We start from the raw sequence: 25999 nt of genomic DNA, 5'->3' as shown, positions 1-25999 counted from the left end.
TCCTTGGAGATGAAGTCAGGCCCGGCGGACCAGGTGTCCGAGGCGCGCGATGGCGTCCCGGGTGGTGGCTGGGTCGTGCGTGGAGAAATTCAGGCGGAGGCAGTTGGTACCGCGGCCGTCGGCGAAGAAGAGCGGGCCCGGCGCGAAGCCGATGCCGTGCTGCAGGGCGTCCCGGTGCAGGTCCAGGGCGGAGTAGCCCTCGGGCAGGACCACCCAGAGGTGCATGCCGCCCTTGGGCTCGGAGACCTGGGTGCCGGGGGGGAAGTGTTCCGCCAGGGCCTCCACCATGGCGTCGCGGCGCTCCTTGAGGGCGCGGCGCAGGCGGGCCAGGTGGCGGCGGAAGCCCCCGGTGTCCAGGAAGCGGGCCACCACCGCCTGCAGGAGCGGCGGCTGGCCGATGGTCTGCACCTCCTGGATGAGGGCCATGCGCCGGAGCAGGTCCTCCTTGGCGATGAGGTAGCCCAGGCGCAGGCCCGCCGCCAGGGACTTGGAGAAGCTCCCCAGGTGGATGACGTTGTCGGCACCTTCCAGACGCCGGTAGGGCGGCAGGGAGTGGCCCGAGAAGCGCAGGTCGCCGTAGGCGGAATCCGTCACCACGATCACCCCGTGGGCCCGGGCCACGGCCAGCACCCGCTCCCGGCGCACCTTGGACTGGGTCATGCCCGTGGGGTTGTGGAAGCTGGGCACCGTGAAGAGCAGCTTGGCCTCGCTGCGCTGGAGGGCCGAGGCCAGGCGATCGGGATCCAGGCCCTGGCGGTCCACGGGCACCGGCACGGCCTCGCGGCCCAGGGCGCGGATGAGCGCCAGGATGCCGACGTAGCAGGGGCTCTCCACCAGCACGCGGTCGCCGGGCACCGTGAAGGATTCCAGCGCCAGGGCCAGGCCGGACTGGGCCCCCGGGAGGGACCGGATGCCCCAGCCCTCGTCGATGGGCTCGCCTTCGGAAGCCAGCCAGCGGGAGACCGCCTCGAGGTAGGGGGGATGGCCCGCCGGCGCCGCGTAGACCCAGACCTCGGGCCCCATCTCCTTGAGGACCTGGGCCGTGATCCGGCGCAGGTGCTCGCCCGGCAGCAGGTCGGAGGGGATGAAGCCGGCGGAGAAGCTCACCAGGTGGCGGTCCTGCACCCGCTCCAGGGTCTCGCCCAGCCAGGAGCCCAGCTCGCCATCGTGGACCAGCATGGGCGAGCCCTCGAAGGGGAACTCGCTGGTGGCCCGCAGGCCCGGAGCTTCGGGCAGGCGGGGCGCCACGAAGCTGCCCCGGCCCTGCACGGTCTGGATCCAGCCCGTGCGCTTCAGGCCAGCCAGGGCCTTCAGGACGGTCAGGCGGTGCACGCCCCAGCGCTGGGCCAGCTCAGGCACTGCGGGCAGGCGCGATCCCGGCCGCCACTCGCCTTCCTGGATGAGCCCCCTCAGCCGCCGCTGGAGCTGGAGATACAAGGGGCTGGAGGCGCCCGGGTCGAGGGAGGGATCGAGAACCATCCCCATCAGGATCGGTCATTTGGCGGGTGAAAACGATGGATTTCGCAGCCCAGAACAGACCATGTGCCGGGCTGGCGGGGAGTCGGGCCATCTCCCAGACCACCCTAGACCGGTCCCCGAGGCTCCCCCCCAGGCTCAACCCCAAGCTCAACCATGGCCTTTTCGGGGCGTCCATAATGGTGAACCGGAGGTTCCATGCGCCGCCTTGCCTTGCCCGCCGCCCTGCTCTCGCTCCTCCTCCTGGGTGCCTGCACGGGCTACAGCGTGAACTACGACTACGATGTGACCGCCTCGTTCGCCCGCTACAAGACCTTCGACTACTACACCTCCAAGAAGGGCACCGGCGGCACCACCAACCTCATGGACAAGCGGGTCCGCGCGGCCGTCGAGAAGGAGCTCCAGGCCAAGGGCTTCGTCATGGAGACCAAGGCGGATCCGGACTTCCTCGTGACCTACTACCCCATCGTCCATGAGCGCAGGTACCGCACCACCACCCACATGGGCTGGGGATGGGGCTGGGGCTACCGGCCCTTCTACGGGAGCGTGGGCACCAGCATGAGCCAGGTCCACACCTACCAGGAAGGCACCATCGTCATCGAGATCGTGGACTTCAAGACCAACCAGATGATCTGGCAGGGCGCGGCCGCCGGCGCGCTCACGGGCCTGAACAACCCCGAGGACGCCGACGAGGTGGTGCCCAGGGCCGTGCACGACATCCTGGCCAAGTTCCCGCCGCGCTGATCGCCGGGGAGCCTTCCTCAGCGCGACAGGGGCGTGTCGTCCGCGGCGCCCGGAAGTTCGGTGCGCAGGCGGGGCAGGAACTGCGGGTGGTCCTGGCGGATGAACTTGACCAGACCCTCCCGAACCTCGCAGCGCAGGTCCCAGGACCGCGCTGAGTCCGCCGCGCTCACCAGGGCACGCAGCTGAAGGGCCCGCTCGCTCGCATCGGTGACCTGGATGATCGCGATCCGGCGGTCCCAGAGGGGAGAGGCTTCGCAGATCCGTCGCAGCTCCGCCCTCAGGGGTTCGAGCGGCATGCCGTAGTCGACCCACAGGTACACAGTTCCGATGATCTCGCTCGTGGTCCGGGTCCAATTCTGGAACGGCTTCTCGATGAAATACTGAAGCGGCAGCACCAGCCGCCGCTGATCCCAGAGCGCGACGGCCACATAGGCGCTTCCGATTTCCTCGATCCGACCCCACTCGCCTTCGACCACGACTACGTCGTCCAGGCGGATCGGCTGGGCGAGCGCGAGCTGCAGTCCCGCCAGCAGGTTGCCCAAGATCGGCTTCGCCGCGATGCCGATCACCAGGCCAGCGATGCCGGCCGAGGCGAGCAGGCTCGCGCCTATGCTGCGGACTCCCGGGAACGTGAGGAGACCGAGCGCGACACCCACCAGCATAGCGGTCGAGGCGACCGTCCGCGTGATGAGCCGGGTCTGCGTCTGGATGCTGCGCGCGTTCAGGTTGTCGGAAACATCGATGGGGAAGCGGAGGGCCACCACATCCGCCACCGCCGTGATCATCCGGACCGCGAACCAGGTCACGGCGGAGATGAAGAGGAGCAGTGCGGCGTGGCGCACCCCCCGGATCCCGCGGAGACCGTCGGGGGCGGCCTGGAGTATGGGCTGCAGCACGACGAGCGCGACCACCGCGAGCCCCGGACCTTCCGCGGCCCTCACGAAGGCAGTGGGCACCGGCTTGGCCCGCGAGAGCCGCCGGAGAACCGCGAATCCGGCACGGAACGCGACGGCAGCCACGACCAGGGCGACGGCGATGGAAAGCGCGGGCGTCAGCCACTGTCGAATCACCGACTCAAGGAATGCATCGTTCATGGGGTACCGCCCCTGAAGCCATGGGGTCGCTATGCTACCAGCGAGCCCACCCCCGTGGAGCGTCAAGTCGAGGTGACCAAGAGATCCTGCCTCGCCTCCGGGGCGCGGCAGCCTTGCCGCCGTGGATGGAATCTCCTAGACTCACAGTCGCCGCCAGCAACAGGTCAGAACATCGGAGTGCGCCATGGCTTCGTTGCGGTCCATCCGCCTTTCGCTTCGCTTTGTGCTACCCCTCGCGGTGGCCTTGGTCCTCCTCGCCTATGCCGTGCTGCCGCTCGTCGGAGGCCTGACGGTTCGCTGGTTTGTGCGGGACCTGGACATGCGGTCCCGCATCATCGCCAGCGCCTTGAACAACTCCCTCGTGGAACTCGTCAACACCGGAGACCGGGAACGGATCGACGCGATGTTCCTCCGCGCCATCCAGGACGAGCGCTTGCTGGCCGTGGGCTTTCGCGACGAGAACGGGGACCTGCTCTACAAGACCTCCACCTTCCCCGCCTCCCTCAACCGGACCATCTCCGCCTCCCATGACCTGAAATTCGAGCGGTTGATCACCCTTCCCCAGGGCCCCGTCCATGTGGCGACCTGGCCCGTCGAGTCGGATGGGAAGAGGATCGGCTACCTCATCCTCGTCCACGACATGAGCTTCGTCGCTCGGCGCAGCGACGAGACCCGGACCTACGTGATCGTCCTGTTCGCCGTGTTGGGCATCGTCGTCTCCCTGATCACCGTGCTGGTGGCGCACCTGAGCTGGCGCGGCTGGATGAAGGGCGTCCAGGCCATGTTGCGCGGGGAAGGGATCTTCCGACCCTTTGAGCAGCCGGCGAGGAGCGCCGAGCTGCAGCCCCTCGTGGGGGACCTCCGGGCCCTGCTGCGGAGGTTGGATAGTGAGCGGAGGTTCGCGGACGACATCACCCTCTCATGGAATCCAGAAGCCCTCCGCCGGCTGCTCCGCCAGGAACTGACCGGTGAGCGCATCATCGTCGTCTCGAACCGGGAGCCCTACATCCACGCCAAGGCGCATGGGATCACCGAGGTGCAGCGCCCGGCCAGCGGCCTGGTCACGGCCGTCGAACCCGTCATGCGGGCCTGCTCTGGCATCTGGATCGCCCATGGAAGCGGCAACGCGGACCGGGAATCCGTTGACCGCCACGACCGGGTTCCGGTCCCGCCGGGACATGAGGAATACACGCTGCGGCGCATCTGGCTGACCAAGGAAGAGGAAGCCGGCTACTACTACGGTTTCTCAAACGAGGGACTGTGGCCCCTCTGCCACATTGCACACGTGCGCCCGATCTTCCGGAACGGGGACTGGGAGCAGTACGTGGCGATCAATCAGCGCTTCGCCGACGCGGTGATCCAGGAAGCCGACTCCGAGGATCCCGTGGTGCTCGTCCAGGACTACCACCTCGCCTTGCTGCCCGCGATGGTGCGGGCCGCGCTCCCGAAGGCCACGATCATCACCTTCTGGCACATCCCATGGCCGAATCCGGAATCCTTCGGCATCTGCCCCTGGAGAACGGAGCTGCTGGAAGGGATGCTCGGAAGCACCATCCTCGGATTCCACACCCCCTATCACTGCAAGAATTTTCTCGAGACTGTGGACAGGTACCTCGAAACCCGCATCGAGCACGAGTCCTCGACCATCTCCTACCACGGCAATCTCACCCTCGTGGAAAGCTACCCGATCTCGGTCCAGTGGCCGTCCCCCTGGGGGGACACCCTGCCCAGCGTCGAGACGTGCCGGCGCGAGATCCTGGCCTCGCATGGACTCTCCCCCGATCACCTCGTGGGCCTGGGTGTCGACCGGCTGGACTACACCAAGGGGATCCTGGAACGGCTCAGGGCCGTGGAGCGGATGCTGGAGTTGCACCCCGAGATGATCGGCCGCTTCACCTTCATCCAGATCGCGGCCCCCTCCCGGTCCGCCCTCGAGGACTACCAGGCATTTGAAGCCCGCGTCCGGAACCTCGCCACTCGCATCAACCAGAGGTTTTCCACCGGGTCCTATCAGCCCATCGTGCTGAAGGTCGAGCATCATGAGCCGGAGGCGGTGAACCGCTACTATCGGGCCGCGGACGTCTGCATGGTCACCAGCCTGCACGACGGCATGAACCTCGTGGCCAAGGAGTATGTCTCCGCCCGGGAGGACGAGCGGGGCGTCCTGGTCCTCAGTCAGTTCACCGGCGCCGCCCACGAGCTGCACGAGGCACTCATCGTCAACCCGTACCACATCGAGCAGACCGCCGCCGCCCTATTCCAGGCCCTCACCATGCCGGCCCAGGAACAGGCCGAGCGGATGCGGAGCATGCGGGCCCTGATCCGGGATTTCAATGTCTACCGATGGGCCGGGAGGATGCTGCTGGACGCCGCCAGGATCCGGCGCCGCGAGCGGCTCACGGCGCGGCTCAACCACGGGCGCGAGCATGGGGGCTGAGGAAACGGTGGGCCGTCCAGCCTCAGCGGCGGGGCCGTTCAAACGTCTGTGGATCTTCGATTTCGACGGAACGCTGGCCCCTCTGGTCCCGGACCGGGAGGCGGCCCGGCTGCACCCGTCCTGCCTGGAGCTGCTGAGAGACCTGACGGCCATCGGGGACGAGCGGACAGCCATCCTCTCCAGCCGCCAGTTGGAGGATCTCGCCCCGAGGGTGCCCGTCCCGGGGATCCTGCTCGGAGGGGGAAGCGGCGTGGCGTGGCAGACCCCGGACGGACGCCGCGACATGCCCCCGCCGGGCGGACGGAATCGCCTCCACGCGGCGAGGGCCCGACTCCGGCCCCTTCTGGATCGGGCTGCGCGCCTCCCTGGGGTCGACATCGAGGACAAGCAGTGGTCCATTGCCATCCATTTCCGGGCCGCTTCCTCCGGCGCCAGGCAGCAGCTCGAAGCCTGGATGGCCGCCGAGCCCATGAACGCCTTCAGGGGCCCGGAGGTCTTCGAGATCCCCCTCCTGCCGGAGATCGACAAGGCCTTCGGGATGAAGAACCTCTGCCGGCTCCTCCAGGTCGATCCCCATCAGATCAACCTGGTCTATGCGGGAGACGATACGAACGACCTGGTGGCCATGCGCTGGGCACTGGCCCACAACGGCACGGCCTTCTTCGTGGGAGGGACCTGCCCCATCCCCGGCCCCCTTCTGGTGAAGGACCCCGCGTCATTGGCCCAGTGCGTCCGGAATCTGCTGAAAAACTCCGGACCCGCCTCGAGCACGGGGCTCCAGCCCAGTTGACGGATCTCTGGAATCGGGTCCGGCCCACCCCAGCCAGCAAGGGCGTTAAGCTGAGGGTCTTCACCTAGGAGTCCCCATGGCCAAGGTCACCCTCAAAGGCAATCCATTCAACACCGCCGGCGATCTGCCGAAGGTGGGTTCGGCGGCTCCGGCCTTCACCCTGGTGCGCACGGACCTCTCCGAAGTCTCGAACAAGGACCTGGCCGGCCAGCGGGTGGTCCTGAACATCTTCCCCAGCCTGGACACGCCCACTTGCGCGGCCAGCGTGCGCAAGTTCAACGCCCGCGCCAACGAGAAGCCCGACACGACCATCCTCTGCGTGAGCGCAGACCTGCCCTTCGCCCAGAAGCGCTTCTGCGGCGCCGAGGGCCTGGACAACGTGGTGCCCGCCTCCGTCTTCCGCGCCCCCGACTTCGGCAAGGCCTACGGCGTGACCCTGACGGATGGCCCCATGAAGGGCCTGCTCGCCCGCGCGGTGGTGGTGGTGGACGGCGCCGGCAAGGTGATCCACACCGAGCTGGTGCCCGAGATCGCGCAGGAGCCCGACTACAACGCCGCGCTGGCGGTGCTGTAGGGGGTCCCCGGGCTTCAGTCCCCAGGCTTCAGGGAGCGGCCCTTCGGGGCCGCTTTTCTATTCCACCTGGAAGGTGGCGGCGGTGGCCTTGAGGAACTGGGCGACGCCGGCCAGGTCCCGGGTGGTGATGGCCACCTCCGGCGCAGTGTTCGCCAGCTGGGCGGCAGCGAGCTGGACTTCACCCGCGGATGCCTGGCTGGCCTGCATCCGCCGGCTCACCTCGCCGCTGACCTTGGACTGCTCCTCCGCCGCCTGATGGATCTCGGACGCCACCGCCTCGACGGCTCCCAGGGTCTCCTGCACGCGCATCAGCACCTGCAGGATGGCCGCTGCCTGGCCTTCACCTTCGCTGATCATCGGGTGGAGCGAGGCGTCCGAGCGCGTCTTCAGCGCCTGCAGGAGGTCCACCAGGGTCTGGGCGCGGCCGCAGGCGCCCTTCACTTCCAGGCCGGCGGCCTGCCCATCGTCCATCATGGCGTCCAGGCTCGCCCGCACCTGGAGGACCGAGGTCTGGAGCTGGGCGACGGCATAGGCCACGTCCTCGGAGGCCTGGCGCTGGACCCTGCTGCTGTTCGCGAGCTGCTGCGTGGCGGCGGAGACCTGCTCCGCGCTGGCGGAAAGCCCCGTGGCGCCGGTGGACACGCGGAAGGCATGGACCTGGAGGGTGCGCGCCAGCTCCCGGAGGTGGGCGCTCATGGCGTTGAAGGCTTCGGTCATCCGGCCCGTCTCGTCGTAGCTGCGCACCGGCAGCTGGACGCGCAGATCGCCGTTGGTCATGCGGGCCATGCCGTCCGCGAGCGCGTGGATGGGCTCGGTGAGCAGCACCGTGGCGCGCCAGGTCCAGAGCAGCACCACAAGGCCGAAGAGGCTGAACCCCGCCGCCAGCAGCCAGCTCTTGGTGCGGGCGCCCCGCTCCAGCCCCTGGGCATCGGCCAGGATATCCCCGCTCATGCGGTCCTGGACGCCCTTGAGGGCCTGGAGTTCTTCCGAGGCCACCTTGGCCCAGGCCTCCGGATCCTCGATCACCCGCCCGGCCTGGACCAGGTCGCGCATGCGCTGGAGCTCGGAGGCGAAGGGCCCCGCCAGGGCCTTCCGGTAGTCCTCCCGGGCCGCCTCCGGGGCCGCGGAGAGGAATGCCTCGCCCTGGGCCTTCTGGGCGTCCAGCAGCGCCAGGAAGCGCTCCTGGGTGGCCACGTCCATGGTGCCGTGGGAGAAGACGTTGGAGAGGAGGGCGCCTTCGAGGCCCGCGGATTCCTTGGCCCGGATCAGGGTCCCGAAGGCCTGGAAGCGGCTTTCCAGCGGCGTTCCAGCGGCCGGCAGCATGAGCTGGTTCTGGATCCGGAGCAGCGCGTCCACCTCGCGGGCGTAGCCGTCGATCATCTCCAGGCTGGCGCCGCGCAGGTCCGTGCGGCGCCGGAGCTCCTTGATGCGGACCCCATCCCGGACCTGGGCCGGGAACAGGGCTTTGAGCTCCGGCTCGGTCCCCGAGAGGATGCCGTTCAGGGCCGCCCGCTCCCGTTCCACTGCATCCCGGCCGCGCGACATGGGAGCCTGGAGAACGCCTTCACTGCCGAGGAAGAGGGCCGTTCCCGAGGATTCCGCCTGGAGGGCGTGAACCAGGTTGCCCACCTCCACGGAGAGGCTCGAGGCCGCCCGCAGGCGCTGCATCCGCTCCAGCAGCCGGGTCTGGTTGGCCACCACCAGCCCCGACAGCAGGGCGCCGCCCACCACCGGGAGGAGCACCAGGCCGAGCAGCTTGATGCGGATGCGGACGTGGAGGAGGTCGAAGATCATGGGTCACCCGGGGCCGGTCGCGGCAGATCCCACCAGTGTGGAAGCTTTGGCTTCCTTCAGGGGACTCGCGGGTAGTTATTTGATCAAGATCACCAGCTCGGCCGGTTTATTCAGGCCCTTCACCCGATGCGGTCCATCCGCCGGAGCCCGGGCACCTTCCAGGCGGTGGTCGCCACCACCAGCAAGGTCATGCAGCCCCCGAAGACCACCGAAGGCACCAGGCCGAGCAGCCGGGCCGCCAGGCCGCTCTCGAAGGCGCCGATCTCGTTGCTGGAGCCGATGAACACCTGGTTCACCGAGGACACCCGGCCCAGCATGTGTTCCGGCGTGAGGGTCTGGAGCAGGGTGGCCCGCAGCACCACGCTGACATTGTCCACGGCTCCGCTGGCGGCCAGCAGCAGCAGACTGAGCGCGAAGCTCCGGCTCAGGGCGAAGGCGATCATGGCCGCGCCGAAGCCCGCCACGCAAAGCAGCAGGGTGCGCCCGGCCCGCCGCAGGGGCGGCAGGTGGGCCAGGGTGATCCCCATGAGCACCGACCCCACGGCCGGTGCCGCGCGCAGGGCGCCGAGCCCCTGGGGGCCCACCTTCAGGACCTCCTTGGCGAACACGGGCAGCACCGCCACGGCCCCGCCGAAGAGCACGGCGAAGAGATCGAGGCTGATGGCCCCCAGCAGCAGGCGCTGGGAGAACACGAAGCGCAGGCCCTCGCCCAGGCTCGCCAGCACCGAGCCCGCCCGCGGCGCCACAGGGCGGGGCGCGTAGCGGATGAAGAGGAGGCCCAGCGTGCCGCAGGCCAGGAGCAGCATCACCATGAAGTGGGCCAGGGCCGGGCCCCGCCAGGCGTAGACGAGCCCGCCCAGCGCGGGGCCCACCACCATGCCCGTGTGGAAGACGGACACCCGCCAGGTGGAGCCGTTGGCGTAGAGCGCCTTGGGGAGCAGGTCCGTGCCCAGGGCCACGTTGGCGGGACGGTAGAAGGCCCGCACCAGGCCCGTGAGGAAGATGACGCCGTAGATGGGCCACACGGCGCGGGCCAGCGGGCCCGTGGAGCACCGCCAGGTGAAGGCCCACAGCAGGCCCGAACAGAGGGCGAGGCCCAGGGTGGCGGCCATGCAGAGGCGCAGGCGGTTCGCCCGGTCCGCCGCGTGGCCGCCGAACAAGGCCGTGGCCAGGAAGGGCAGCGCCTCGGAGAGGCCCACCAGGCCCAGGGCCAGGGGATCGCCAGTGCGGTCGTAGACCTGCCAGCCCACCACCACGCCCTGCATCTGGAGGCCCAACGTGACGAGCCCCATGGTCGCGATGAACCAGCGGTAGTTCCCGTCCCTCAGGGCGGCATAGGGATCGTGCGTCGCCGCCGCGTCAGACACGCTGGATCACTCGTACCTCAGGGCGTCGATCACATCCAGCTTGGCGGCCTTGACGGCCGGCAGGAACCCCGCCGCCACGCCCACCAGGCCGGAGAAACCCAGGCCCAGGGCCACGGCCCAGGATTCGGTGACGGCGGGCACGGCGAACTTCTGGAGGATGAACACCGCGCTGTACGCGAAGGCGATGCCGATGAGACCTCCCAGCACGGACAGCACGATGGCCTCGATGAGGAACTGCCAGAGGATGCTGTGCTGCGTCGCCCCCAGGGCCCGGCGGATGCCGATCTCCCGGGTGCGCTCGGTGACGCTCACCAGCATGATGTTGGAGATGCCGATGCCGCCCACCACCAGGGAGATGCTGGCGGCGACGGCGAGCAGGGCCGTGAGGATGCCCGCCTGCTGGGTCTGCATCTGCACGATGTCGTCCTGCTTGCGGATCTGGAAGGGGTTGTCGTCCTTGGGGGCGACCTTCATGCGCTGGCGCAGGAGGGCGGTGATCTCGGCCTCCGCCAGCTCGGCCTTGCCCTCCTGGGCGCTGACCATGATGCGCTGGATCTTGTCGCGGCCCATGATCTTGCGCATGACCGTGGTGTAGGGCGCCACGATGAGATCGTCCTGGTCCCCCCACATGCCGGCGCCCTTCTTCTCGAGGACGCCCACCACCTGGAACGGCAGGGCCCCGATGCGGACCGTGAGGCCCACGGGATCCTCCCCGTTGGGGAAGAGATTGTCCTTCACGGTCTGGCCGATGACGCAGACCTTGGCCATGCCGCGCACCTCGGTGTCGGTGAAGAAGCGGCCGTTCTCCACCTCCCATCCGCGGATCTGGAGGAACTCGGGACCCGTGCCCTGGATCTGGGTCACGTAGTTGCTGTTCTGATAGATGACCGGTCTCGTGGTCTGCACATGGGCCGTGGCCGCCACGACGCTGCTCTGGGCGAGTTCCTGCTGGATCAGGGGGGGGTCGCTCTCCAGCAGGATGTCGGCGCTGCCCAAGGCGGAGGGCCCGAACCGATTGCCACCGGCCCCCGGGAAGATGGTGAGCATGTTGGAGCCCATGTTCTGGATGAGGGCGATGGAGGCGCGCTTGGACCCCTCACCGATGCCGATCATGGCGATGACCGCTCCCACGCCCACGATGATGCCGAGCATGGTGAGGAAGGCCCGCATCTTGTTCCGCGTGATGGCGAATAGGGCGAGTTTGAGGAATTCCAGGAATCGCATGGACCCCCCCGGCTACCGCCGCCCGCCGTTCGTTCCGCCGGAGGCGCCGTTGGCCTGCTTGGTGTTCTCCACGCCGGTGAGGATCATCATCCCCTCCTGCAGGCCCTCCCCCGTGATCTCCGTGAACTGGCCATCGGAGATGCCGGCCTTCACGACCAGCGCTTTGGGTGTCCCGTTCTCCAGCACCCAGACCCGGTCCTCGCGCTTGGCCACCACGCCGCCCTTGCTTCCCGTGGTGCTCTGAGCGCCCTGGCGGGGGCGCCCCATCATCATGGGCCCGCCCAGCCGCGGCCCCTCGGCCTTCTTCTCCTCCTTGAGGAAGGCGGCGGGGTTGAAGCGGAGCGCTGCGTTCGGCACCCGCAGCACATCCCGCTTCTGGTTGGTGATGATGGTGACGTTGGCCGTCATGCCGGACCGGAGGGCCAGGTCGCCCGTGAACTTGGGGCCGCCCAGCAGGCTGGCGCCGCCGGGAGTCCGGGCAAGGGCCATGCGGTCCGCCGGGACCGCGCTGGGCTTCATCGCCGGGCGGGCCGCCGCGGTGGCCGCCGCGGCCTGGCGCTCCTTGAACCGCTTGAGGAACTGCTCCTTGGTGACGCCCTGGGCCTCCATGCGCTCCTTCATGCGTTCCCAGGCCTTTTCGGGGTCCCGCGCGCCGCCCCCCGGGGCCCCGGAGGTGGCGGGATCGCCGCCGGGCCCGGAGAGAGGCTCGTTGGGCACCACCATCTCCACCACGTAGTTCACCACGTTGCTGGTGGTGATGGGCTCCTGCCGCACCAGGCTCACGGTGGCCGCGAACTGCTTGTCCGGCAGGCTGTCCACGGTGAACATGGCCCGCTGGCCCACCTGCACCTCGTCGATGTCCGACTCGCCGATGGACACCTGGACCTTCATCTTCGACAGATCCTGAGCGATCTGGAACAGGTTCGGCGTGCTGAAGCTGGCGGCCACGGTCTGGCCCACGTCGGCCAGCCGGGAGATCACCACGCCATCCACCGGAGCGGTGATGTCGCAGTAGCCGCGGTTGGCCTTGGCCCGGGCCAGGGAGGCCTGCGCGGACTCCAGATTGCCGCGGGCGTTCTTGAGGGCCGTCTCCTTGGTGTCGAGATCCTGGTCCGCCAGGAGCTTGTCCGCGGCCAGGCGCTTGCTGCGGTCATGGTCGGCCTTGGCGAAGTCGTAGGCGGCCTGGGCGCGGAGCAGGCTGGCCTGCGCATCCTGGAGCTGGGTGTCCCAGACGGTCGGGTCGATCTGGGCGATGAGCTGCCCCTTCTTCACGATGCTGTTGTAGTCCACGTAGAGGGCCGAGATCACGCCGGACACCTGGGTGCCCACGGCCACCTGCACCACCGGGTTCACGGCGCCCGTGGCATTGATGCGCTGGATGATGTTGCCGCGGTCCACCTTGGCTGAGCGCCACTTGATCTCTTCTTTGGGCCGGGTCAGCAGGTAGGTCGCCCCCCCTGCCACCACCACGACGCCGATGCCGAGGCCGATCCAGGTGTTCCGTTTCATGACGCCGCGCTCCGCTTCTCAAGGGTCCGAACAGGGGCCCAGCCCTGTACCTTCGCATAACGATGTATGGACCACCAGGGAAGGTTCCCGGTTGAAGCCGGAAAACCGGAAAACTATCGGAGCAGCCCCAGGCCTTCCGTGATGGCCCGCTTCGCGAACCCGTCCGCCAGGGCGTACTGGATGAAGCCGCCCGCCAGGACGATGGCTGCGGACACCAGCACGGCCGCGCCCGCCAGGGGGGCGCGGACAGCCGGCCGGTCCGAGGCGAGGCGCTCGGCCTCGGCGCTGGGGGCCTGGAGGAAGAGGGCCACCAGGAAGCGCAGGTAGTAGTAGGCGGACACCAGGCTCGCGAGGACGCCCAGGATGGCCAGGCCCACATGGCCCGTGCCCACCAGCTCGCGGAAGATCATGTACTTGCCGTAGAAGCCGCCCAGGGGCGGAATGCCGGCCAGGCTCAGCATGAAGACGGCGGCCGAGAAGCCCATGGCCGGGCGCTTCCAGCCCAGGCCCCGTAGGTCCTCGAAGGTGGTCTGCTCGCCCACCAGGCCGAAGGCCGTCAGGAGACCGAAGGCGCCCATGTTCATGGCCAGGTAGATGACCAGGTAGAACAGCACGCCCGTGTAGGCGGCCGGGGTGCCGGCCACGAAGCCCAGCATGAGGTAGCCCGCGTGGCTGATGCTGGAATAGGCCAGCATGCGCTTCACGTTGGACTGCACCAGGGCCGTGAGGTTGCCGAGCACCAGTGTGGCGACGGCCAGCACAGCCATCACGGACTGCATCTTCGCACCCACGGGGCCCAGGGAGCCGAAGCTGCCGGGGAAGACGCGCAGGAGGGCGATGAAGGCCACGCCTTTGGTGGCCACAGACATGAAGCCGGCGATGGGATGGGGCGAGGCCTCGTAGGCATCCGGCGTCCACTGGTGGAAGGGCACGGCGGAGACCTTGAAGAGGAAGCCCAGCAGCATCAGGGCGGCGCCCACCAGCACCAGGGGATCGAGGGTGAGTCCCTGGACCGTGAGGATGGAGGCCGCGGCGGCCAGGTCGAAGGTCCCGCTCAGGCCGTAGATGAGCACCCCGCCCATGAGGAAGCAGCTGGAAGCCACGGCGCCGGTCAGGAAGTACTTCATGCCGCCTTCGGCGCTCTCGGAGCGGGCGCGCACGGTGCCCACCAGGGCGTAGAGGGGGAGGCTGAACAGCTCCAGCCCCAGGAAGAGCACCACGAAGTGGGTGGTGGAGGCGAAGAGCACCATGCCCACCACCGCGAAGAGCAGCAGGGCGAGGGTCTCGCCCTTCACCCAGCCTTCCTGGTGGAAGTGGTCCCAGCTCTGCAGGATGGTGAGGGCCGCGGCCACGGCCACGAAGATGCCCGTGAACTGGGCCAGGCGATCCATGTGGAGCTGGAAGAAGGCCGGCTGGCTGCCGGTCCTCCAGAGATCGGTCAGGTACCAGAAGCTGGCGCCCACGGCGAGGAGGGCCGTCCCGTACATGGCGCCCCGGATCCACTTGGTGGTGGCCTGGTCCTTGTCGATGGACATCAGGGTGACCAGGCAGGCGCCGAAAACGGGGATGAGCAGCGGCAGCAGGGCCGCCCACTGGCTGGGGGTGAGGCTCATTGGTTCACCTCGTGGGCGGCGGGAGCTTCGGGGGCGTGGGCGCCTGCGGCACCGGCAGCCTCATGGGCCCCGGTAACCTCATGCACGGCGGGGGTCAGGACGAAGGTCCGGGGCGCCGGCGCCTTCACCTCCTGGAGGAGGGCGGTCACGGGCGTCTCGCTGGCGGCCACGAAGGTCTTCGGGTGGACGCCCATCCAGACGATGAGCACGACGATGGGCAGCATCACCGCGATCTCCCGGGCGTTCAGGTCGCTGTGCAGGTGGTGGGTGCCGCTGTCCTCGTCCTTGTTTTCGGGGCCCCAGAAGACCCGCATGAACATCCACAGCATGTAGACCGCGCCGAGCAGCACGCCGGAGGTGGCCAGGGCGGCATAGAGGCGGCCCCACGGGAAGCCGGAGAGGAAGGTGCCGTTGAGGATCCAGAACTCGCCCACGAACCCGTTGGTGAGGGGCAGGCCGATGGAGCTGAGCGTCACGATCATGAAGAAGGTGGTGAAGATGGGCATCTTCACGGCCACGCCGCCGAAGTCGGCGATCATGCGGGTGTGGGCCCGGTCGTAGAGCATGCCCACCAGGAGGAAGAGCGCGCCGGTGCTGATGCCGTGGTTCAGCATCTGGAGCATGGCGCCCTGGGTGCCGATGACGGTCATGGAGGCCAGGCCGAGCATCACGAAGCCCATGTGGCTCACGGAGGAGTAGGCAACCAGCTTCTTGATGTCGCGCTGGACCATGGCCACCAGGGCCCCGTAGACGATGGCGATGACGCTCAGCAGGGCGATGGGCTTGGCGTAGTGCATCGCCGCCTGCGGGAACATGGGGATGGCGAAGCGGATGAAGCCGTATCCGCCCAGCTTCAGCAGCACACCGGCGAGGATGACGGAACCGGCCGTGGGCGCCTGCACGTGGGCGTCCGGCAGCCAGGTGTGCAGCGGGAACAGCGGCACCTTGATGGCGAAGGCCACGGCGAAGGCGATGAACAGCCAGCCTTGGACGCCGAAGGGCAGCGCCGAGGCCGCCTGGGCCATCACGGCGGGGTTGAAGCCGCCGGCCTTGTTGGCCAGGTAGAGCAGCGCCACCAGCCACAGGAGCGAGCCGCTCAGGGTGTAGAGGAAGAACTTGTTGGCGGCGTAGCGGCGTTCGTCACCGCCCCAGACCCCGATCATGAAGTACATCGGGATCAGCATGGCCTCCCAGAAGAGGTAGAACACGAACAGGTCCTGGGCCACCAGGGCGCCCAGCATGCCCGTCTCCAGGAGGAGGAACAGGGCCGCGAAGGTGCCCATGCGGTCCTTGAGACTGTTCCAGGTGCCCAGCATGGTGAGGGGCACGAGGAAGGTCGTCAGGAGCACCAGCCAGAAGTTCAGGCCGTCCACCGCCAGGGCGTAGTCCACGGGCAGGCCCACCAGCGTGAACCAGGGCGTGCGCTCGGCCATGACCGTGCCGCCCGCGGCGGGCGCGTGGCCCAGCAGCCAGGCGAGGCTCAGGACGAAGATGGCCAGGGCGCCCAGGAAGCCCAGCAGGCGCGCCAGCTTGCCCAGCGCGTGCGGCAGGGCCATGAGGAGGAAGCCCAGGACGGTCGGCGCGAAGACCAGGAAGGTGAGGGGATGGAGGTTCAGCCAGGTCATCGCCTCACCTACTTCAGGAAGACATAGAGGAGGATCGCGGCCCCCAGCGCCATGCTGAGCGCGTAGTTCCGCACCCGGCCCGTCTGGAAGAGCGCCGTGAAATCCCCGGAAACCCGGGCCAGCGCACCCGGAAGGTTCACGCCCACGCCGTCGATGATGATGACGTCGAAGAGCTTCCACATGAGGTTGCCGAACCAGCGGATGGGCCGGAGCAGGTAGAGTTCCACGCCCTCATCCACGTAGTACTTGTTCACCAGCACCCGGTGGACCGTGGGGAACTTCTCGGCGAAGGCCAGCTCCCAGGCCGGGCCGTTCTTGTACTTCGACCAGCCCAGGAAGCCGAAGACCAGGCCCAGGGTCGTGGAGATCGCCGCCAGGAGCACCGCCGGACCCTCGTGGTGGCCGTGGGCGGCGTGGGTCTGTCCGTAAGTCAGGGCCGGCTTCAGCCACTCGCCAACGGCGAAGTGGCCGCCGAAGGCCTCAGGCACGCCCCAGAAGCCCCAGAGCAGCGAGCCCACCGCCAGCACCATGAGCGGCACCGTCATGGACAGCGGGCTCTCGTGGGCGTGCTCGTAGGCATGGTGGTCGCGGGGCTCGCCCCAGAAGGCCAGGGCCATCAGGCGCCACATGTAGAAGCTGGTGCAGCAGGCCGCGACGACGCCCACCGCCCACAGGGCCGGGGACTTCAGGTAGGCCAGGTAGAGGATCTCATCCTTGCTGAAGAAGCCGGAGGTGCCGGGGAAGCCCATGATGGCGACGGTGCCGGCCACCATGGTGAGGAAGGTGATCTTCGTCTTGTTCTTCAGGCCGCCCATCTTGAAGAGGTCCTGCTCGTGGTGCATCGCGGTGATCGCGCTGCCGGCGCCGAGGAAGAGCAGGGCCTTGAACCAGGCGTGGGTGAAGACGTGGAAGAAGCCGGCCGCGAAGCCCGCCGCGCCCAGGCCCAGGAACATGTAGCCCAGCTGCGAGACGGTGGAATAGGCCAGCACCTTCTTGATGTCGCGCTGGAAGAGGCCGATGGTGGCGGCGAAGAGGGCCGTGGCCGCGCCCACCCAGGCCACCACGTCGAGGCTGATGGGCGTCAGCGTGTAGAGGGGGGCCAGGCGGCAGATCATGTAGATGCCGCTGGTCACCATGGTGGCCGCGTGGATGAGGGCGCTGACGGGCGTCGGGCCCGCCATGGCGTCCGGCAGCCAGAGGTAGAGGGGGATCTGGGCGCTCTTGCCCGTGGCGCCCACGAAGAGCATCAGGGTGGCGAAGGTGAGGATGCCGAAGCTCGCCTCGGGAGCCAGATGGCCCGCCTGGGTGAGGATGTCGGAGATGGTCAGGGTGCCGAAGGCGGCGAAGAGCACCAGCATGCCGATCGACACGCCCAGGTCGCCCACGCGGTTGAAGAGGAAGGCCTTGAGGCCCGCCTGGGGCGCGAAGTCCGTCTCGAAGTAGTAGCCGATGAGCAGGTAGGAGCAGAGGCCCACGCCCTCCCAGCCCACGAACATCAGGGGCAGGCTCGAGCCCAGGATCAGGGTCAGCATGAAGAACACGAAGAGGTTCAGGTAGCTGAAGAACCGGGCGTAGCCCTCTTCCGCATGCATGTAGCCCACGGAGTAGAGGTGGATGAGGAACCCGACGCCGGCGACGATCAGCATCATGGTGCCGCTAAGGGGATCGATCACCAGGCCGAAGGGGACGGACATGGACCCGGTGAGCATCCACTCGCCGTAGTCCAGCACCAGACGGTGGTCGGGCATCCCCTTCATGGCGAAGAAGGCGGAGGTGGCGACCAGCAGTGAGGCCAGGACCACGCCCACGCCCACGACGGTGACGGCGCCCTTGCCCGCGCGCTTGCCCAGCAGGCCGTTGAAGGCCGCGCCCAGCAGGGGAAGGATCGGAATGAGCCAGTAGTACTTGTTCATCACATCCTCACTGCTTCAGGCTGGCGGCCCGGTCCGAGTCCGTGGTGTCCCGGTGGCGGTAGAGGCCGATGATCAGCGCCAGGCCGATGGCCGCCTCGCAGGCGGCGACGGCGATGATGAAGAGATAGAAGACCATGGCCTGGGCGTCCCCCCCGCGGAAGCGGGCGAAGGCCAGCAGGACCACGTTGGCGGCGTTGAGCATCAGCTCCACGCCCATGAACTGGAGGAGGAGCGTCCGGCGCAGCAGCACCGTCGCCAGCCCCAGGAAGAAGAGCAGCAGCGCCACCACCAGGTACCCCTGGAGGCCGCCGTTGAGGATCTGATGGATCGCATCCATGCCGGTCATCGCTGGCTCCTCACAGGTTCCTCTTCGTCAGCGCCACGGCGCCGATCATCGCGGCCAACAGCACGAGGCCGGCCACCTCGAAGCCCAGCAGGTGGTCGGCGAAGAGATTGGTTCCCACCGTCTGCAGGGTCATGGCCTGGGGCATCTCCGCCCCCTTCACCGCCAAGGCCTTCACCCCGGGGGAGGCGAGCACCAGGTTCACGGCGCCGAAGGCCAGGACCGCGAGCAGGGCCACGGACAGCCAGCGCTGGACAGGGTGGGAGACGGCGGCCTCCTCCTCCTGGTGGCTGCTCAGCATCATGATCACGAAGAGCACCAGCACCATGATCGCGCCGGTGTAGACGATGATCTGGAGCGCGGCGGCGACCGGGTTGGCCAGCAGCACGAAGAGCCCGGCCACGCCGAAGAAGGCAGCCACCATGCAGAGGCCCGCCACGACGACGTTCTTCTGCAGCAGCATCCCCAGGGCGCCCAGGAGGGTGATGAGGGCAAAGGTGATGAACATGGCCGCTCCCTTACATCGCGATCGTGCGGCGCGGCACGGATGGGGTGGGATCCCCGGAGATGTTCTCCTTGCCGTCGGCCTTGGCGTAGGTGTTCATCAGGTCCCACTTGCCGTACTGCATGGCGAGCCGGTCGTAGGCGGCCACTTCGTAGTCCTTGCGGAGCCAGATGGCGTCCTTGGGGCAGGCCTCTTCGCACATGCCGCAGTAGATGCACCGCAGCATGTCGATGCTGAACTTGGCCGGGCGCTTCTCCTCGAAGCCCTGAGTGATGTTGAGCTCACTGAACTCCTCGGCCTCGATGCTGATGCAGCGGGCCGGACAAGCCTCCTGGCACATGAAGCAGGCCACGCACTTGATGGCCCCGTCCTCGAAGCGCTTCAGCTCGTGGAGGCCGCGGTAGCCCTCGGGCATCTCTTTCTTCATGTCCGGGTACTGGATCGTGTAGCGCTTGGCGGTGGGCGTGAAGAGCTGCCTGAAGAAGTGCCTGAGCGTGATGCCCATGCCCTTCATCACCGGCCAGACATAGGTGCGGTCCAGCCAGCTCAGCTCGACCTTCTTGACGACGACACCCATCGCCTACTCCTCAGTGGCCCTGGCTCATGCGCCAGGCGTGGAAGACCAGGTTGACCATGGACATCGGCAGCATCGCCTTCCATCCGAGATGCATGAGCTGGTCATAACGGAACCGCGGCAGCGTCCAGCGGATCCAGACGAAGACCCAGGCGAAGAAGAGCATCTTCACCAGGAAGCTGGCCACGGAGAGCAGCACCGAGGGGTTCTGCACGAAGGGCACCTGCCAGCCGCCGAAGTAGAGCGTGGCGATGAGCGCCGATGCCGTCATCAGGTGGCAGTACTCGGAGAGGGCCAGCAGGCTGAACTTCATGCTGCCGTATTCGACGTTGAAGCCTGCCACGATCTCGCTCTCGCCCTCGGCGAAGTCGAAGGGCAGGCGGTTCGTCTCGGCGAACATGCAGGTGAAGAACACGATGAAGCCGAGGGGCTGGCGGACGACGTTCCAGGCCCAGGGGAGGTGGCCCTGCGCCTTGATCACCTCGGAGGGGTCGTAGCCCCCGGCGGTCATGAAGATGGTGACCACCGCCAGGCTCATGCCGATCTCGTAGCTGACCATGGTGGCCGACGAGCGCATGCCGCCGAGGATCGACCACTTGTTGTTGCTGGACCAGGCCGCCACCAGCACGCCGTAGACCGCCATGCCGCCGATGGCCAGGGGGTAGAGCAGCCCCATGCCGTTGCCGGGGTCCAGCAGCGCCAGGTGGTACTCGTGGCCGCCGCTCACGAAGCTGCGCCCGAAGGGGATGACGGCGAAGCCCATGAGGGCCGGCACCAGGGCCAGGAAGGGCGCCAGCCAGAAGAGGGCCTTGTTCGCGTCGTGGGGGACCAGGTCCTCCTTGAAGAAGAACTTGATGCCGTCCGCCAGGGGCTGGGCCAGGCCGATGATCTTGATCTTGCCGAAGAGGGCCGCGCGGTTGGGCCCGATGCGGTCCTGGATCATCGCCGCGCCGCGGCGCTCCACCCAGGTCCAGAGGGCCGCCAGCGAAAAGACGCCGCCGAAGACGATGACGAGTTTCGCCACCATCCAAGCGGTGGCAGGCGAGGTGTGCAGCAGGCTTGCGAGCTTGTCCATGGGCGGCTTCCCGGCAGGGCCACCCTCGGGGAGGCCCAACCCATCGAGCCTATCAGAGCCCCGGCCCTCACGACACGAAGGGAAAGAAATCCCCGGGTGCCGATGCGACCTGGATCACAGCCTCCCGACCGCCGGGTGACTGCGCAGAGCCTGGGGGGCTCGGCGCAGTCGGGCCCCCGGCGAGGAGGGAATCACCTTATCCCGTTACCCCTTGGACTCGATCTTCGCCCAGCTGTCCTTCAGCCCCACCGTCCGATTGAAAACCGGACTGCCGGGCCTGGAATCGGGATCCACGGCGAAGTAGCCCGTGCGCTCGAACTGGAAACGCTCCCCGGGCAGCGCCTCGCGGAGGCTCGGCTCCAGGCGGGCATCCGCGAGCACCTCGAGGCTTCCAGGATTGAGGAGGGTTTTCCAGTCCCGGCCCTCGGGCACGTCCATGGGGTCCTCCTGCGTGAAGAGGGCCTCGTAGAGCCGCACCTCCGCGTTCACGGCATGGGTCGCGCTCACCCAATGGAGGGTGCCCTTCACCTTGCGGCCGTCCGGTGCGTTCCCGCCCTTGCTGGCGGGATCCCACTCGCAGCGCAGCTCCACCACGTTCCCGGATGCGTCCTTGATCACCTCGCGGCAGGTCACCAGGCAGGCTCCGCGTAGCCGCACCTCGGCGCCCGGCGCCAGGCGGAACCACTTCTTGGGGGCCTCCTCGCGGAAGTCGTCCTGGTCGATGTAGAGCTCCCTGGTGAAGGGCAGCTTCCGGGTGCCCATGGCCGGATCGTCAGGGTGGTTGGCCACCTCCACCTCGAAGGCGTCCGCCTCCGCCATGTTGGTGAGGACCACCTTGAGGGGCCGCAACACCGCCATTCGGCGGGGGGCCCGCTTCTCCAGGTCCTCCCGGATGCAGAACTCCAGCAGACCCACGTCGGCCACCATGTCGCGCTTGGCCACGCCCACCTTCTCCGCGAAAGCCCGCACGGCCTCGGGCGTGTAGCCCCGACGGCGGAGGCCGCAGATGGTGGGCATGCGGGGATCGTCCCAGCCCCGCACGATGCCGTCCTGCACCAGCTGGAGCAGCCGCCGCTTGCTCATCACCGTGTGGGTGAGGTTCAGGCGGGCGAACTCGATCTGGCGCGGCAGCGGGCGCTGGAAGAACTTCCCCTCCACATCCTGCTCGAGGAACCACTCGTACAGGGGCCGGTGATCCTCGAACTCCAGGGTGCAGATGGAGTGGGTGATGGTCTCGATGGCGTCCGACACGCCGTGGGCGTAGTCGTACATGGGGTAGATGCACCACGCGTCGCCCGTGCGGTGGTGGTGGGCCCGTCGGATGCGGTACATGAGCGGATCGCGCAGGTTCATGTTCCCGCTGGCCATGTCGATCTTCGCCCGGAGCACCTTCGAGCCGTCGGGGAACTCGCCGGCCCTCATGCGGCGGAAGAGGTCCAGGTTCTCCTCGGGGCTGCGGTCACGGTACGGGCTGGGCCGCCCGGGCGTGTGGAAGTTCCCGCGAAACTCGCGGATCTCCGCTTCCGAGAGGTCGCAGACGTAGGCCTTGCCCTGCCCGATGAGGTATTCCGCGTACTCGTAGAGGAAGGGGAAGTAGTCCGAGGCGTAGTGCTCGCCCTTCCAGTCGAAGCCCAGCCAGCGCACGTCGTCCCGGATGGAATCCACGTACTCCACGTCCTCCTTCACCGGGTTGGTGTCGTCGAAGCGCAGGTTCGTGGCGCCCCCGTAGGCCTTCGCCAGGCCGAAATTCAGGCAGATGCTCTTGGCGTGGCCGATGTGCAGGTAGCCGTTGGGCTCCGGCGGGAACCGCGTGAGCACCCGCCCGCCATGCTTCCCCGAGGCGCGGTCCGCCTCCACGATCTCCTCGATGAAGTGGAGGCTCTTGGGTTCCGGAAGAGGCAGGTCAGGGGACATCGGGGCTCGCAGGAATCAAACGACCAGGATAACCCGGGGCACTCCCCGGGGAGGCTTCAGACCTCCAGGCGGGGCCATGGCCTACCATTCGGCCCCCGAAACCCTACCCTTCGGCCGGGGTCCGGGACAATTTCGCAATAACCATGGTAGATGTGGGCCCTTCCCTGCTGAAGGAATCCCGGGCGATCCCATCTTCACCCAAGGGCCAGCTCACCTCATTCGAGGTTCTCCGTGCGCATCCGATTCATTCTTTCCATCGTACTCAGCCTGGCCGTCATCACCTGTGGCGGGGGTGGGGGTGGGGGCGGCAATGCTGCCACGAGCCCGTCCACTGCCCCCACGCCCACGGGCCTCACCGTCACCGCCACAGGATTGGACCAGATTCTGCTGACCTGGACCGCGCCGACCGCGGCTTTCGACGGCTACGAACTGGAATCCAAGATCGGGGACGGAGCTTTCACGAAGATCCACACCGGCCTCATTCCATCCACCTACACGAACCTCTACCTGACCTTCTCGCCCACGGCCCCGGACGCCACCGACTACGCCTTCCGCCTGCGCACGGCCCGGGGTACCGAGTTCAGCCCCTATTCGAATACAGTCACCTACTCCCGGAGACCCAACGCTCCTAGCCAGGCCAACGCCACCTACGACTGGGCCAATTCGGTCGTGGTCCTCAACTGGAACCGGAACACGGCCAGCGCGGACGGTCTCCGAATCGAGCGCGCAGAATGCTCCGCCTACGGTTCCGTCACCGGGACCTGGACCAGCCTTCCTTTGAGCGACCCGCAGGCCTCCACCTACCGGGATGGGGGGGTATCCCCTGATCTCTATTACACTTATCGAATCACCAATCTCAAGGGAGTCCAGGCCAGCCAGCCCAGCACCAATTCCCAACCTGTGTTCACGGGGCTGGTCTCTGTCACCTGGGTCAACGCATCCTACGACGCGACCCAGGGTGGCATGCTCGTCAGCTGGGGCTCCAGCACATCGACCCAGCCGGATGGGGTGCGCCTGGAGCGCTCCGACAGTGATGCCTACGGCAACTCCTTGGGAAACTGGACGGAGGTCTCCATGCCCTCCGGCTTCCGCACCTCCTTCCTGGACCAGAGCGTCCAGGAAGGAGGCTACTACCTCTATCGAGTGACCTACCTCTACGGTACCACGACCACCACGCCCTCCACGATGTACTACGGCGCCTCAGTCCCCCTGCTCGCGCCGGTCAACCTGCAGGTGTCTGCCACCGCAAGCGGTCTCCAACTCACTTGGCAGAATCGAAGCACCGCGGCCAACCAGATTGTCGTCCGTAGAACCCCCAATGCTGGATTTACCAGCGACGTCGCCATCCTCTCCCCCAGCACCAGTTCCTACCTGGATCCGGCGACCAGCCTCGGCTACTACACCTACATGGTGGTGGCCAAGAACAGCACCCAGGAGGCCCCCAGCGGTTACGCAACCGCCGCGACCCTGAACCCGCCGGGTGCCCTGGTTCTGATTTCAACAGGGCTGAACCTGCCTACCGCCTCGGACGCGGCCCTGCGCCCCTCGGGCGGCTGGGCATTCGCCACCCTCTCACCCCTCGGGGTTCTCTCCAACAACGACCCCTGGCCGGCCACCTTCCCGGGCGACGCCAGCCGAGAGTCCTCGCCCCTCATCCAAGCGGACCGTCAAGGATGGCCGCATGCGGTCTACGCCACTCCAGCCTCGAGCGGGTCAGCCTTGAACCTGATCCACCTTTGGTACAACGGGACCGCCTGGGCCTCGGAAACCATGGCCACCGCCTCGATTCCCTGGTCCTCCGCCAACTCGGGTTGGACCTACCACCTGGACTCCACCGGCGTGCCCCACGTGCTGCTGGATCACGTGACCGCCAGCCAGCCCTACGGTGGCTCCACCGCCAGCCTATCCTACCTGCACAAGGTGAATGGATCGTGGGTGGAAGAATCCCTGGCCAGCCTCTCCCCCTCCGTGTCCAACATCGGATCATTCCACATCACCTTGGACAGTTCTGACACACCCCACATCCTCCTCGGCAACTGGGGTTCGGCCATCGACTATGTCCTGACCGGAGCAGGTACCTGGACTGCCTCGACCCCACCCACAGGGACCGTCCAGGCAGGGTGGTACGATTTCCTGGATTCCGCCTGGGTCGACAGCAGCAACGGATGGATCTTCTTCGAACAATATGTCGGGGGCAACATTCTTGAACACGGCCTATGGGTGATCCAGTTGAAGGCCGGTATATGGCAGTCTCCGGTGCTCCTGGGGTCTCGGGTGCACGATGGCGCGAGCACCACAGCTTCGGCCGCAATTTCGCCTGATCAGAGCCGGGTGGCGATCGTGTTCAACACCAGCGCGGGTGTGAAGACCTACCACCAGGCGCTGGACGGTTGGCACGAGACCCTCGTGGCACCCTACACCTCCAGTTACCCCCCCCTGCTGAGGATCGGCTTCGATGGATCCCAGAAACTTCACGTCCTCAATCTGACCAACGCGGGGCTCACCGACTACCACGAGTAGCCCCGGAGCGACTATCCCAGCCCCGCCGCCACCTGCGTCGCCCGCTCGATGCCGCGGGCCACGACGGAGCGGATGCGGCCGTCCTCGAGCGCCAGGAGGCCGGCGATGGTGCAGCCGGCGGGGGTGGTGACATCGTCCTTGAGGGCCGCGGGGTGGCGGCCGGTCTCCAGCACCATGGACGCGGCCCCCAGGGTCATCTGGGCCGCCAGTTCCACGGCCACAGCCCGAGGGAGGCCGCACTGGACGCCGCCTTCGGCCAGGGCCTCGAGAATGACGAACATGAAGGCCGGCCCGCTGGCGCTGAGGCCCGTGACGGCGTCCATGTGCCGCTCGTCCAGGTCCATGACCCGGCCCAGAGGCTCGAAGAGAGCCCGGGCCTGGGCCAGCTGGGCCTCCGTGACCCCCTGCCCCGGTGCCAGCACCGTCATCCCCCGGCGGATGGAGCAGGGCGTGTTGGGCATGGCGCGCACCAGGGGCGTGCCCACAGGCGTGTGGGCCGCGAGAAAGTCCAGGGTCGTGCCCGCGGCGATGGAGACCACCAGGGGGTGGTGGTCCAGCGCACCCGAGGCGGAGAGGCCCGCCAGCAGGCCCTTCAGCTCCTTCGGCTTCACGCAGAGCAGCACCAGTTCGGCATGGCGGACAGCCTCGTCCGCCTCGCTCGAGAGTGCGATGCCCAGGGCCTCGGCCCGGGCCCGCGCGGCGCCCGGATGCCGCGTGGCCGCGTGGATGCGGCCCGCCGGGTAGCCCGAGGCCTCCACCAGGCCGGCGCTGATGGCCTGGCCCATGGTGCCGAAGCCGAGGATGGCGAGCTTGGGATGGCGGCTCATGGAGACTCCCTGGAACGGAAAACCCCCGCCTTGGGGGCGGGGGTGGATGGCGGGACCTGGATCCAGGTCAGCCGATCATGC

20 protein-coding genes are annotated in these 25999 nt (G+C 67.8%); 5 read left to right on the top strand and 15 right to left on the bottom strand.

The genetic code is table 11. The features are described from left to right. Positions 1-15: 15 nt before the first annotated feature. Complete coding sequence (locus tag ML539_RS10360) at positions 16-1479, bottom strand: PLP-dependent aminotransferase family protein (protein ID WP_243323413.1); 1464 nt, start codon at positions 1477-1479, stop codon at positions 16-18. A 195-nt stretch (positions 1480-1674) separates the two neighbouring features. Between ML539_RS10360 and ML539_RS10355 the strand changes: the two genes are divergently transcribed. Beyond that, on the top strand, positions 1675-2220 hold the full coding sequence (locus ML539_RS10355; protein ID WP_243323403.1) for a DUF4136 domain-containing protein: 546 nt from the start codon (positions 1675-1677) through the stop codon (positions 2218-2220). 17 nt (positions 2221-2237) lie between these two features. Here ML539_RS10355 and ML539_RS10350 read toward each other — a convergent pair whose 3' ends face one another. Further along, positions 2238-3314 (bottom strand): mechanosensitive ion channel family protein, encoded by a 1077-nt coding sequence (locus ML539_RS10350; protein WP_243323392.1) that lies wholly within the window; start codon positions 3312-3314, stop codon positions 2238-2240. A 184-nt stretch (positions 3315-3498) separates the two neighbouring features. Here ML539_RS10350 and ML539_RS10345 point away from each other — a divergent pair, with 184 nt between their 5' ends. The 3 genes from ML539_RS10345 (at position 3499) to tpx (ending at position 7115) form a co-directional block, all read left to right on the top strand. Further along, positions 3499-5751, top strand: coding sequence for a trehalose-6-phosphate synthase (locus ML539_RS10345; RefSeq protein ID WP_347710755.1), 2253 nt, complete (start codon positions 3499-3501; stop codon positions 5749-5751). Positions 5752-5758: 7 nt separating this feature from the next. Continuing rightward, entirely contained in the window at positions 5759-6541 is a 783-nt protein-coding gene (otsB, locus tag ML539_RS10340; protein WP_243323388.1) for a trehalose-phosphatase, read from the top strand. Between the two features lie 76 nt (positions 6542-6617). Then, entirely contained in the window at positions 6618-7115 is a 498-nt protein-coding gene (tpx, locus tag ML539_RS10335) for a thiol peroxidase (protein ID WP_243323380.1), read from the top strand. 57 nt (positions 7116-7172) lie between these two features. On the opposite strand, the gene ML539_RS15535 is transcribed toward tpx, so the two are convergent. The 12 genes from ML539_RS15535 to ML539_RS10265 form a co-directional block, all read right to left on the bottom strand. Next, a complete protein-coding gene (locus tag ML539_RS15535; RefSeq protein ID WP_279341604.1) occupies positions 7173-8909 on the bottom strand; it encodes a nitrate- and nitrite sensing domain-containing protein in 1737 nt (578 codons plus the stop codon). A 119-nt stretch (positions 8910-9028) separates the two neighbouring features. Then, the gene (locus ML539_RS10315) at positions 9029-10276 is read right to left on the bottom strand and encodes an MFS transporter (RefSeq protein ID WP_243323378.1); all 1248 of its coding nucleotides are present in this window, start codon (positions 10274-10276) and stop codon (positions 9029-9031) included. Between the two features lie 6 nt (positions 10277-10282). Continuing rightward, a complete protein-coding gene (locus tag ML539_RS10310; RefSeq protein ID WP_243323377.1) occupies positions 10283-11500 on the bottom strand; it encodes an ABC transporter permease in 1218 nt (405 codons plus the stop codon). Positions 11501-11512: 12 nt separating this feature from the next. Next, complete coding sequence (locus ML539_RS10305) at positions 11513-13009, bottom strand: efflux RND transporter periplasmic adaptor subunit (protein ID WP_243323374.1); 1497 nt, start codon at positions 13007-13009, stop codon at positions 11513-11515. Between the two features lie 113 nt (positions 13010-13122). Further along, entirely contained in the window at positions 13123-14622 is a 1500-nt protein-coding gene (locus ML539_RS10300) for an NADH-quinone oxidoreductase subunit N (protein ID WP_243323372.1), read from the bottom strand. Continuing rightward, complete coding sequence (locus ML539_RS10295; RefSeq protein ID WP_243323369.1) at positions 14619-16247, bottom strand: NADH-quinone oxidoreductase subunit M; 1629 nt, start codon at positions 16245-16247, stop codon at positions 14619-14621. The genes ML539_RS10300 and ML539_RS10295 overlap by 4 nt, the downstream gene beginning before the upstream one ends. A gap of 8 nt (positions 16248-16255) precedes the next feature. Further along, positions 16256-18160, bottom strand: coding sequence for an NADH-quinone oxidoreductase subunit L (gene nuoL, locus ML539_RS10290; RefSeq protein ID WP_243323367.1), 1905 nt, complete (start codon positions 18158-18160; stop codon positions 16256-16258). A 7-nt stretch (positions 18161-18167) separates the two neighbouring features. Beyond that, complete coding sequence (nuoK, locus tag ML539_RS10285) at positions 18168-18497, bottom strand: NADH-quinone oxidoreductase subunit NuoK (protein ID WP_347710760.1); 330 nt, start codon at positions 18495-18497, stop codon at positions 18168-18170. Between the two features lie 19 nt (positions 18498-18516). After that, positions 18517-19011, bottom strand: a complete 495-nt coding sequence (locus tag ML539_RS10280) for an NADH-quinone oxidoreductase subunit J (RefSeq protein ID WP_243323363.1) — start codon at positions 19009-19011, stop codon at positions 18517-18519. Between the two features lie 10 nt (positions 19012-19021). Next, entirely contained in the window at positions 19022-19585 is a 564-nt protein-coding gene (locus ML539_RS10275) for an NADH-quinone oxidoreductase subunit I (protein WP_243323362.1), read from the bottom strand. Positions 19586-19595: 10 nt separating this feature from the next. Then, entirely contained in the window at positions 19596-20657 is a 1062-nt protein-coding gene (gene nuoH, locus ML539_RS10270) for an NADH-quinone oxidoreductase subunit NuoH (protein WP_243323354.1), read from the bottom strand. 204 nt (positions 20658-20861) lie between these two features. Then, positions 20862-22571: a glutamine--tRNA ligase/YqeY domain fusion protein gene (locus ML539_RS10265; RefSeq protein ID WP_243323345.1), complete on the bottom strand. Its 1710-nt coding sequence runs from the start codon at positions 22569-22571 to the stop codon at positions 20862-20864. 231 nt (positions 22572-22802) lie between these two features. Between ML539_RS10265 and ML539_RS10260 the strand changes: the two genes are divergently transcribed. Then, positions 22803-25091 (top strand): fibronectin type III domain-containing protein, encoded by a 2289-nt coding sequence (locus ML539_RS10260; RefSeq protein ID WP_243323334.1) that lies wholly within the window; start codon positions 22803-22805, stop codon positions 25089-25091. Between the two features lie 11 nt (positions 25092-25102). Here ML539_RS10260 and proC read toward each other — a convergent pair whose 3' ends face one another. Further along, positions 25103-25918, bottom strand: a complete 816-nt coding sequence (proC, locus tag ML539_RS10255; protein ID WP_243323331.1) for a pyrroline-5-carboxylate reductase — start codon at positions 25916-25918, stop codon at positions 25103-25105. Between the last annotated feature and the right edge of the window lie 81 nt (positions 25919-25999).

This window comes from Geothrix sp. SG200 (assembly GCF_022808935.1).
GTDB classification, from domain to species: domain Bacteria; phylum Acidobacteriota; class Holophagae; order Holophagales; family Holophagaceae; genus Geothrix; species Geothrix alkalitolerans.
This window is presented reverse-complemented; position numbering and strand designations above follow the sequence as displayed.

What these genes read in the sequence shown, in the direction of transcription:
- ML539_RS10360 (WP_243323413.1), bottom strand. Translation starts at nt 1,479, where the DNA reads ATGGTTCTCGATCCCTCCCTCGACCCGGGCGCCTCCAGCCCCTTGTAT.
- ML539_RS10355 (WP_243323403.1), top strand. Translation starts at nt 1,675, where the DNA reads ATGCGCCGCCTTGCCTTGCCCGCCGCCCTGCTCTCGCTCCTCCTCCTG.
- ML539_RS10350 (WP_243323392.1), bottom strand. Translation starts at nt 3,314, where the DNA reads ATGAACGATGCATTCCTTGAGTCGGTGATTCGACAGTGGCTGACGCCC.
- ML539_RS10345 (WP_347710755.1), top strand. Translation starts at nt 3,499, where the DNA reads ATGGCTTCGTTGCGGTCCATCCGCCTTTCGCTTCGCTTTGTGCTACCC.
- tpx (WP_243323380.1), top strand. Translation starts at nt 6,618, where the DNA reads ATGGCCAAGGTCACCCTCAAAGGCAATCCATTCAACACCGCCGGCGAT.
- ML539_RS15535 (WP_279341604.1), bottom strand. Translation starts at nt 8,909, where the DNA reads ATGATCTTCGACCTCCTCCACGTCCGCATCCGCATCAAGCTGCTCGGC.
- ML539_RS10310 (WP_243323377.1), bottom strand. Translation starts at nt 11,500, where the DNA reads ATGCGATTCCTGGAATTCCTCAAACTCGCCCTATTCGCCATCACGCGG.
- ML539_RS10305 (WP_243323374.1), bottom strand. Translation starts at nt 13,009, where the DNA reads ATGAAACGGAACACCTGGATCGGCCTCGGCATCGGCGTCGTGGTGGTG.
- ML539_RS10300 (WP_243323372.1), bottom strand. Translation starts at nt 14,622, where the DNA reads ATGAGCCTCACCCCCAGCCAGTGGGCGGCCCTGCTGCCGCTGCTCATC.
- ML539_RS10295 (WP_243323369.1), bottom strand. Translation starts at nt 16,247, where the DNA reads ATGACCTGGCTGAACCTCCATCCCCTCACCTTCCTGGTCTTCGCGCCG.
- nuoL (WP_243323367.1), bottom strand. Translation starts at nt 18,160, where the DNA reads ATGAACAAGTACTACTGGCTCATTCCGATCCTTCCCCTGCTGGGCGCG.
- nuoK (WP_347710760.1), bottom strand. Translation starts at nt 18,497, where the DNA reads ATGGATGCGATCCATCAGATCCTCAACGGCGGCCTCCAGGGGTACCTG.
- ML539_RS10280 (WP_243323363.1), bottom strand. Translation starts at nt 19,011, where the DNA reads ATGTTCATCACCTTTGCCCTCATCACCCTCCTGGGCGCCCTGGGGATG.
- ML539_RS10275 (WP_243323362.1), bottom strand. Translation starts at nt 19,585, where the DNA reads ATGGGTGTCGTCGTCAAGAAGGTCGAGCTGAGCTGGCTGGACCGCACC.
- nuoH (WP_243323354.1), bottom strand. Translation starts at nt 20,657, where the DNA reads ATGGACAAGCTCGCAAGCCTGCTGCACACCTCGCCTGCCACCGCTTGG.
- ML539_RS10265 (WP_243323345.1), bottom strand. Translation starts at nt 22,571, where the DNA reads ATGTCCCCTGACCTGCCTCTTCCGGAACCCAAGAGCCTCCACTTCATC.
- proC (WP_243323331.1), bottom strand. Translation starts at nt 25,918, where the DNA reads ATGAGCCGCCATCCCAAGCTCGCCATCCTCGGCTTCGGCACCATGGGC.